Origin of the sequence: Endozoicomonas sp. SESOKO2 (assembly GCF_024606245.1) — a bacterium.
In the GTDB taxonomy this organism is placed as follows: Bacteria; Pseudomonadota; Gammaproteobacteria; order Pseudomonadales; family Endozoicomonadaceae; genus Endozoicomonas_A.
The window spans coordinates 1-1,477 of record NZ_JAHHPQ010000539.1 but is presented as its reverse complement, the minus strand read 5'-3'; the positions used below and the strand labels follow the sequence as shown (position 1 = coordinate 1,477).

Here is a 1,477-nt window from a genome sequence, read left to right as displayed (position 1 = left end):
GTTTGAAAGAGCGGTGTGCCTTCTGGTGGCTGGCAGTTGTCTGACAGGCTGAGTGCATCGGTTGTTGGGTATGTACTGTCAGGCAAGGCACTGGATGCAGCAGCTGTGGTCAATTCAGTGGTTAGCGGCTTTCCAGATGACAATGTTATAGTCAACAGAGTTGTCGTGTTGTCTTTTACCCCGCTGCAGTCAAATCCCCCTGGTGTGCAATCAATTCCAGCCAGTAATGTTTGTGGTTTGGAGAAAACCTTTGGAAAAGGTAAATAGCCATCCCGACCGTTCCAGACAGTACAATTGAAAGAGGTAGCATCTATGGCACCACCGGGGTCAGCAAACTCGTTCAGGACGATGGGAAACTGGTTGTTTGCCTGTTTGGTACCATTTATTCGGACAAGGTCACGGTAGGGGGTGTTAACGCCTTTGAGTATCGGCAACTGTGTTGCGTCACCGGCGTTCCAGAATTCTCTGCTCAAACCGTGCAAGCCTGATTTGAGAGCACTTTTCGATAGACTTACGACACCTTTATTGTATTTTTGTCGTTCATAACCAGGCCATTCAGGCCTTGTAAAAGTGCCCAGGTTATTCGCAATATGACGTACATCAAGAGGGCGCCCGACTGCCGGGCTCATATGGCTATATCTTGATTTGGCTTCAACTGATCCGGTATTGACATTGTTATAAACCGAGGCCGAGTACCTGGCAGTCGCAGCAATACCACCGACGTAAGCCATAATGTCGTATTTTTCTGTTACTGCTCCGGCATTCAGGTTGTCATGAATGCTTCCACCTGAAACCTTACCGGCAATACCTCCAGCGTCTGCATAACCACCGTCATTAGTGACCGTTCCGACATTTACATTTTGAATCACAGGAGCGTCCCATACTTCCCCTACTATTCCACCCACAATGTTAAAGCCTACTGTAGAAACACTACCTGTATTGATGTTTTTGCTGACAAGGGTTTGCCTGTTCTTCCCTACTATTCCACCACTGTAGCCACCTTCTCTATGTCTGGAGCCTGTCAAATAATCTGAGTCAATTTTTCCAGTGTTCAGGTTACGTGATATTTGGGCTGCTTCTGCTTCTCCTGCAATTCCCCCGGAAATTTCGTAATGGCTAACAGTGACTTCGCCGGTATTCATATTATTGTTAGCAATACTGTTGCTTTTCAGTGTGCCGACAATGCCACCGGCAGATGATAAACCCCCATACCCGGAGATTATTTTTCCAGTATTCAGGTCATTTGAAACGGTAGATGACTGATCGGCCAATCCAGCAATACCGCCTGAGCTGCTGAGTCCAGTTGTGAAAACGGTACCGGTGTTCACGCTATCGCGTATGACACTATTAAAGTGACTGCCAGCAATACCTCCGCAATGACTCTGAGCACCGGCCGTTTTGATGGTTCCGGCAGAATTGACTACTTCTTCTATCCTGCTGCGTTGCAACTCTCCTGCAAGTGCACCTGTGGGGCTTG

The 1,477-nt window shown here is 47.8% G+C and carries 1 protein-coding gene; it reads right to left on the bottom strand.

Annotated features, from left to right (window positions below; translation table 11 throughout):
- Positions 1–1,477, bottom strand: a 1,477-nt coding sequence (locus KDK17_RS13130; RefSeq protein ID WP_257288241.1) for a hypothetical protein, incomplete at both ends; no start/stop codon positions are given.